The organism is Corynebacterium otitidis ATCC 51513 (assembly GCF_000296405.1).
Taxonomy (GTDB): Bacteria; Actinomycetota; Actinomycetes; order Mycobacteriales; family Mycobacteriaceae; genus Corynebacterium; species Corynebacterium otitidis.
Map to the genome: position 1 here is coordinate 347,317 of NZ_JH815193.1, position 6,295 is coordinate 353,611.

The 6,295-nt window shown below is 72.6% G+C and carries 6 protein-coding genes; 4 read left to right on the top strand and 2 right to left on the bottom strand.

Annotation, left to right across the window (positions count from 1 at the left end; translation table 11 throughout):
• Nucleotides 1–6: 6 nt before the first annotated feature.
• Complete coding sequence (gatC, locus tag HMPREF9719_RS04400; protein WP_004600768.1) at nucleotides 7–303, bottom strand: Asp-tRNA(Asn)/Glu-tRNA(Gln) amidotransferase subunit GatC; 297 nt, start codon at nucleotides 301–303, stop codon at nucleotides 7–9.
• A gap of 270 nt (nucleotides 304–573) precedes the next feature.
• Between gatC and HMPREF9719_RS04405 the strand changes: the two genes are divergently transcribed.
• The gene (locus tag HMPREF9719_RS04405; protein ID WP_004600769.1) at nucleotides 574–1,239 is read left to right on the top strand and encodes an ACT domain-containing protein; all 666 of its coding nucleotides are present in this window, start codon (nucleotides 574–576) and stop codon (nucleotides 1,237–1,239) included.
• 161 nt (nucleotides 1,240–1,400) lie between these two features.
• Nucleotides 1,401–1,634: a hypothetical protein gene (locus HMPREF9719_RS04410; RefSeq protein WP_004600770.1), complete on the top strand. Its 234-nt coding sequence runs from the start codon at nucleotides 1,401–1,403 to the stop codon at nucleotides 1,632–1,634.
• A 55-nt stretch (nucleotides 1,635–1,689) separates the two neighbouring features.
• On the opposite strand, the gene ligA is transcribed toward HMPREF9719_RS04410, so the two are convergent.
• Entirely contained in the window at nucleotides 1,690–3,753 is a 2,064-nt protein-coding gene (gene ligA / locus HMPREF9719_RS04415) for an NAD-dependent DNA ligase LigA (RefSeq protein WP_004600771.1), read from the bottom strand.
• Nucleotides 3,754–3,812: 59 nt separating this feature from the next.
• On the opposite strand from ligA, the gene HMPREF9719_RS04420 reads away from it, so the two are divergent.
• Nucleotides 3,813–4,484 (top strand): 3'-5' exonuclease, encoded by a 672-nt coding sequence (locus HMPREF9719_RS04420; RefSeq protein WP_004600772.1) that lies wholly within the window; start codon nucleotides 3,813–3,815, stop codon nucleotides 4,482–4,484.
• 161 nt (nucleotides 4,485–4,645) lie between these two features.
• Nucleotides 4,646–6,079: a DHA2 family efflux MFS transporter permease subunit gene (locus tag HMPREF9719_RS04425; RefSeq protein WP_004600773.1), complete on the top strand. Its 1,434-nt coding sequence runs from the start codon at nucleotides 4,646–4,648 to the stop codon at nucleotides 6,077–6,079.
• Nucleotides 6,080–6,295: the final 216 nt, after the last annotated feature.

Genomic DNA, 6,295 nt, shown 5'->3' on the forward strand with positions numbered 1-6,295 from the left:
TTCGCGCTACTGGATGCGCGGCACGCCGAAGCGCTCGTCGCGGGCGTCCGGCGCCTGGTCGAGGGCCTCGTCCTGGCTTAACGACTGGTCGGGCTCCCCGACCTCGTCGTTTCGGGTCGCGCCCTCGGAGGCGTGCGGGTGGCTCATCGGCTCGACGCCCTCGGTGTCAACGGCGCGCACCCCGGAGACGTTCTCCACGATGCCGTCGATCTGGGAGCTTAGGTGCGCGAGCTCCTCCTCGCTCAAGTCGAGGCGCGCGAGTTCGGCGAGGTGCGCGACCTCCTCGCGGGAGATATCAGCCACGGTGTGACCATCCTTTGCCTGTCGCTGGTGGGACCGGCGCCGCGCCGAGGCCCTGTCATGAAGGCCCTGGCCCGGCGGCCGGTACGGACGTCGTTCGCGCCGACCATCCTAGCCGAGCGCGGCCGCCCGCCCCCGGCCCGGGTGAGCGCACCCTGGCCGGGCGGGCCCGGTGGCTGATAACATCGCAGGTTCAAGCGTCAGTTATGTCACGTCCGCGCCGCGCGGCGAGGCCTATCCCCACCGCGCACTAAGGGAAGCCGGTTTCGCCTTATGTCCTACCTCGTTCGCCTCACCCTGCCCGACGAGCCGGGGGCGCTCGGCGAGGTCGCCCAGGCGCTCGGGCTCGTGGGGGCGAATATCGCCTCCCTCGACGTCGTCGAGCAGCACTCGGACGGCGTCGTCGACGACCTCGTCGTCGAGCTGCCCGAGGGCGCTCTGCCCGACGTCGTGCTCACCGCGGTGCACGCGGTCGACGGCGCGCACATCGACAGCCTGCGCCCCTTCTACGGCACCATCGACCACCGCGACCAGGTGGAGATGCTCGCCGCGCTCGCGGCGCAGGCGGACTCCACGCCGCGCACCCTCGAGCGGCTCCTCGACGTCGTGCCCGGGATCCTCACCGCGACGTGGGGCATCGTGCTCGACGTCGGCGACGACGCGCGCCGCGTCGCCGCCTCGGAGAGCGCCCCGCAGGACAACGGCGAGCGGCCTGAGGACGTGGGCCTGCGCCGCGCCCGCGTCATCGACCCGGAGGAGGACTGGGTGCCGGAGAGCTGGGCGCTCCTCGAGACGGAGCTCGCCGGCGCTCCACTGCCCGGCACCGGGCTCGTCGTCGTGTTGGGCCGCACCGGCGGTCCGGGCTTCTTGCCCCGCGAGGTCTCCCATCTCGGCAACGTCGCCACCGTCGTCGGCGGGCTGCTGCGGCGCTGCCCCTAGCAGGACGAGCTCGCCGCGGCCGGCGCCGGCGCGCTGAGCTGTCGACGAACGCCTCCCGCCGGCGGGTGGCGTTTCCCCGCCCCGGCCGCGTCATCCCGCTATCGTCGGGACACAGACGGCGCGCGCTATGAGATGGCCACGGAGAGCCGAGGAGGGGTACCGTGACTGACCGATTCAAGAGATTCTTCGGCGGCCCGGGGCCATTGGTGTTCCTCGCGGCGGCCGCCGCGATCTTCCTGCTCGCCGTGCTGACCAACGGCATAGAGCCCGGGGCCCGCGCCCTCCTCGTCCTCGCGATCGTGGTCCCTGTGGTGCTCACGGTGCACAACATCCGCTCGCCAAAGAAACGCGGCGACGAGCCGGCGCGCCGCGAGGAAGAGGGCCCGCGGGGCTAGATCCGCCGGCGCCCGCGCCCCGCGTTCTCCGGCCCCTGCGCCCGGGGAGTGAGGGCTAGTCGCCCGCGCCCGCCCCGGGGATCTCCCCCGTGGCGAGGAACTCCTCGAAGCCCTCGGCGGGCACGATCGGCACGCCGAGCTCCTCGGCCTTGGCCTGCTTCGAGCCGGCGCCGGCGCCGGCAACCAGCGCGTCGGTCTTCTTCGACACCGAGCCGGTGGCCTTGCCGCCGCGGGCGACGATGGCGTCCTTGGCCTCCTGGCGGCTGTAGCCCTCGATCGTGCCGGTGACCACGACGGTGAGGCCGGAAAGGGTCTGCTCGGCCTCCTCGCCGGGATCCTCGCTGGTGGTCACGCCGGCTGCGGCCCAGCGCTCGACGATGGCGCGGTGCCAGTCGACGTCGAACCACTCGGCGATCGCGCGCGCCGTGGTGGGGCCGACGCCGTCGATCGCGGCGAGGTCCTCCTCGGGGGCGCGGGCGATGTCGCCGAGGTCGTGGTAGGCAGCGGCGAGCGCGCGGGCGGCGGTGGGCCCGACGTGGCGGATGGAGAGTGCCGCGATGACGCGCCACAGGTCGGCGTTTTTCGCCTGCTCGAGGTTCGCGACCAGCGCCCGGCCGGAGGCGTTCACCTCGCCCCTCGTGGTGGTGTAGGGCCCGACCCCCTCGAGGTCCTCCTCGGTGAGGTCGAAGAGGGTGGACTCGTCGGCGAGCACCCCCGTGCGGATGAGCGCCTCGGCGCCCTTCTCGCCGAGCGCCTCGATGTCGAAGACGCCGCGCCCGGCGATGTATGTGAGCCTGGCGGTGAGCTGGGCCGGGCAGCTGCGGGTGTTCGGGCAGCGCCAGTCGGCGTCTTCGGCCTTCTGCGGGGCGAGCCTCGTGCCGCAGGCCGGGCACAGCGTGGGGAAGACGAAGGCGCGCTCGGATCCGTCGCGGCGCGACTCGATGGGGCGCAGCACCTCGGGGATGATCTCCCCGGCCTTGCGGATGACGACGTCGTCGCCGATGAGCACGCCCTTGCGCTTCACCTCGGACTGGTTGTGCAGGGTGGCCATCGACACCGTCGAGCCCGCCACCGAGACCGGCTCCATGACGGCGAACGGCGTAACCCGGCCGGTGCGGCCCACGCCGACGCGGATGTCGAGCAGCTTGGTGGAGGCCTCCTCGGGCGGGTACTTGTAGGCGATCGCCCAGCGCGGCGCGCGGCTGGTGGCGCCGTAGTCCTCCTGGCTGTCGAGGTCGTCGACCTTGACGACGAGGCCGTCCATCTCGTGGAGCGCGTCGTGGCGGTGCTCCGCCCAGTACTCGACGCGCTTTAACACCTCGTCGGCGGTCGTCACGCGCCTGGTGTACGGCGAGACGGGCAGCCCCCACGCCGCGAGCGCGTCGTAAGCCTCGGACTGGCTGGCGGCTTCGAAGCCCTCGCGGGCGCCGATGCCGTGGCAGATCATGTCGAGGCGCCGGCGGCGCACCGCCTCGGGGTTCTTCTGCCTGATCGAGCCGGCGGCCGCGTTGCGCGGGTTGGCGAACTGCCGCTCGCCGGCGGCGGCGCGCGCCTCGTTGAGCTCCGCGAAGTCCTTAGGCCGGATGAACACCTCGCCGCGCACCTCGAGGAAGGCCGGCACGGGGTGATCGTTGGTGCCGGTGAGGCGCTGCGGGATCGCGTCGATGGCGCGGGCGTTGGCGGTGATCTCCTCGCCGATCGCGCCGTCGCCGCGGGTCGCGGCGCGGCTAAGCCGGCCGTTTTCGTAGACGAGGTCGATGGAGAGCCCGTCGATCTTCAGCTCCGTGAGGTAGGCCTCGGCGGGCGTGCGCGCCAGCCAGTCGGAGAGCTCGTCGGCGGAGAAGACGTTGTCGAGCGAGTACATGCGCTGCGGGTGCTCGACGTCCGCGAAGCCGGAGGCCTCCGGCGCGGGGGCGCCGACCTCCCTGGTGGGGCTGTCGTCGCCGCCGAGCCCCGGGTTATCGGCCTCGAGCCTTTCCAGCTCGCGGAAGAGCTCGTCGAAGTCCTTGTCGGTGATCTCCGGCTCGCCGGCGTAGTAGAGCCGGCGGTGCCGCCGAACCTCGGCGGCGAGCTCCTCCCACCGCGCGGTTAGCTCCCTGTCGTCACTCGCTGCTGCCACGGCCCCCTAGTCTATCGGCGCGGTCGGGCGATCCGGCGGGGAGATTAGGCTTGGTGCCCATGACGCGTTTCTCCCCCTCCCGGATGCTCTCCTTCGACCTGGAGACCACCTCGCTCGACCGCCACGAGGCGCGCATCGTCACCTCCGCGCTCGTCACCATCGACGAGTCGGGCGCCCACCCCCGGGAGCTGCTCGCCGACCCCGGCGTGGAGATCCCCAAGGCCGCCCAGGACGTCCACGGCATCAGCACGGAGTACGCCCGGGAGCACGGCCGCCCCCACGACGAGGTGCTCGCCGAGACCATCGACGCGATCCGCGCGGGCTGGGAGGAGGGCTACACGCTCATCGTCTTCAACGCCCCCTATGATTTAAGCGTCCTCGCGGCGCTCGAGCCGGGCTTCACCGTCGACGGGCCGGTGCTCGACCCGCTGCTCATCGACCGGCTCAACGACCGCTACCGGAAGGGCAAGCGCAACCTGTCTGTCCTCTCGGAGCACTACGGCGTCTCCCTCGACAACGCCCACGAGGCGACCGCGGACGCGCTCGCCGCGGCGCGCATCGCGTGGAAGCAGGCGCGCTTCTACCCCGCCATCACCGAAAAAGACGCCGACGAGCTCATGGAGTACCAGGCGGTGGGCTACTACGAGCTGCAGGCGGACTTCCGCTCCTACCTCGAGCGCAAGGGCCGCGACGCCAGCGACGTGGATACCGCCTGGCCCATGCTCAGCTAGCCCCTCCCCTTCCCGGCCCCGGCCGCCCCTCGCTCCGCCCTGACGCGCGGCCTGCGCAGGCCCGGCGCGCAACGCCGCGTGAATATTTCCCGGGGGAAACCCACCGATGGGCCTCTCACCCGCCCGGAGGGCGCGAGCGCCGCATGGCAGAATGACTCCCTGTGATATCGCCCAGGAAGACCCCCGACGTCCAGGAGCTGCCCCTACCCATCGGCGACGCGTGGCGCGCGCTCGTCGCGCTGTGCATCGGGTTTTTCATGATCCTGCTCGACCAGACGATCGTCGCGGTCGCCACGCCCGCGCTGCAGGCCGAGTTCGACGCGAGCTACTCGCAGACCATCTGGGTGACCTCGGCGTACCTGCTCACGCTGGCGGTGCCGATGCTCGTCGCGGGGCGGCTCGGCGACCGAGTGGGCCCCAACCGGCTCTACCAGGTGGGCATGGCGATCTTCACGGCCTCCTCGCTGGTGGGCGGCCTCGCCCCCACCATCGAGGCCCTCATCGTCGCGCGCGCCGCCCAGGGCTTCGGGGCCTCGCTGCTCGTGCCGCAGACCATGGCGATCCTCTCGCGGGTGTTCCCGCGGAACCGGCTGGGCTCGGCGCTGGGCGTGTGGGGCACGGTCGCGGGCCTGGCGACGCTGTCCGGGCCCCTCTTCGGGGGGATCCTCACCTCGACGGTGGGCTGGCAGTGGATCTTCTTCGTCAACGTGCCCATCGGGCTGGTCTCCATCGTGCTCGTCGCCCGCTGGGTGCCGTCCTTCCCCCGCCTGGAGCGCCGCATCGACCCGGCGTCGATCGCGGTGAGCATGCTCGCGGTGTTCCTCATCGTCTTCGGCCTCCAGGAAGCGGAGACCCTCGACTGGGGGCTTCTCGTGTGGCTCATGCTCGGCGGCGGCATCGCGCTGATCGTGCTGTTCCTCGTGCGCCAGTCGACGGTCGCGCGCCACGGCGGGGAGCCGGTCGTGCCGCTGCGGCTCTTTAGGCAGCGCAACTTCTCCCTCGGCGGCGCGGGGATCGCTCTCATGGGCTTCAACGTCGCGGCCTTCCCGCTGCCGCTCATGCTCTACTTGCAGCAGGTCCACGGGCTCGACGCGCTCAAGGCGGGGCTCATGCTCGTGCCGCAGGCGGTGATCTCCGCGGTGCTCTCCCCGTGGGTGGGCCGCCTCGTCGACCGGCTCCACCCGGGCCGGCTGGGCGCGGCCGGCTTCGTCGCGATGGGCGGCTCCATCGCGGTGCTCATCGTCCTGCTCGTCGCGGACGCGCCGCTGTGGGCGGCGCTCATCGCGCTGTCCTTCCAGGGGCTCGGCCACGCGTTCATCTGGTCGCCGAACGCGCGCACGACGATCGGGGACCTCGACTACGAGCTCGCGGGCGCGGGCTCTGGGGTCTACAACACGGTCCGCCAGCTCGGCTCGGTGCTGGGCTCCTCCTCGATCGCGGCGCTCCTGCCGACGCTGCTCGGCACGGTGTCCCCGACCGCGGCGTTCGCCACCGCGATGGCGCTGCCCGCCGCTGCGATGGCGATCGCCGTGGTCGTCGCGCTGCTCACGACGAACCCCAACGCGCCCGCCGCCGCGGGCGGGCGGGCCGACTAGGACCCCGTGGCGCGGCGCGGCGAAGCGGACTGCCGCAGCGTATGGGCGCCGCCGCGCTAGGAGCGGGCCCAGTCCTCGAGCCGCGCGGCGGCGTCCCGCGCCGCGGCCAGCGCCCTCCTCGCGCTGTCGAGGTCCCCGAAGGGCCCGGCGGGCGCGAGGTCGATGCGGGGCACGACGGCGGCGGGGTCGAGCGCGAGCTCGTCGATGAGCCGCGCG

What these genes read in the sequence shown, in the direction of transcription:
- HMPREF9719_RS04405 (WP_004600769.1), top strand. Translation starts at nt 574, where the DNA reads ATGTCCTACCTCGTTCGCCTCACCCTGCCCGACGAGCCGGGGGCGCTC.
- HMPREF9719_RS04420 (WP_004600772.1), top strand. Translation starts at nt 3,813, where the DNA reads ATGACGCGTTTCTCCCCCTCCCGGATGCTCTCCTTCGACCTGGAGACC.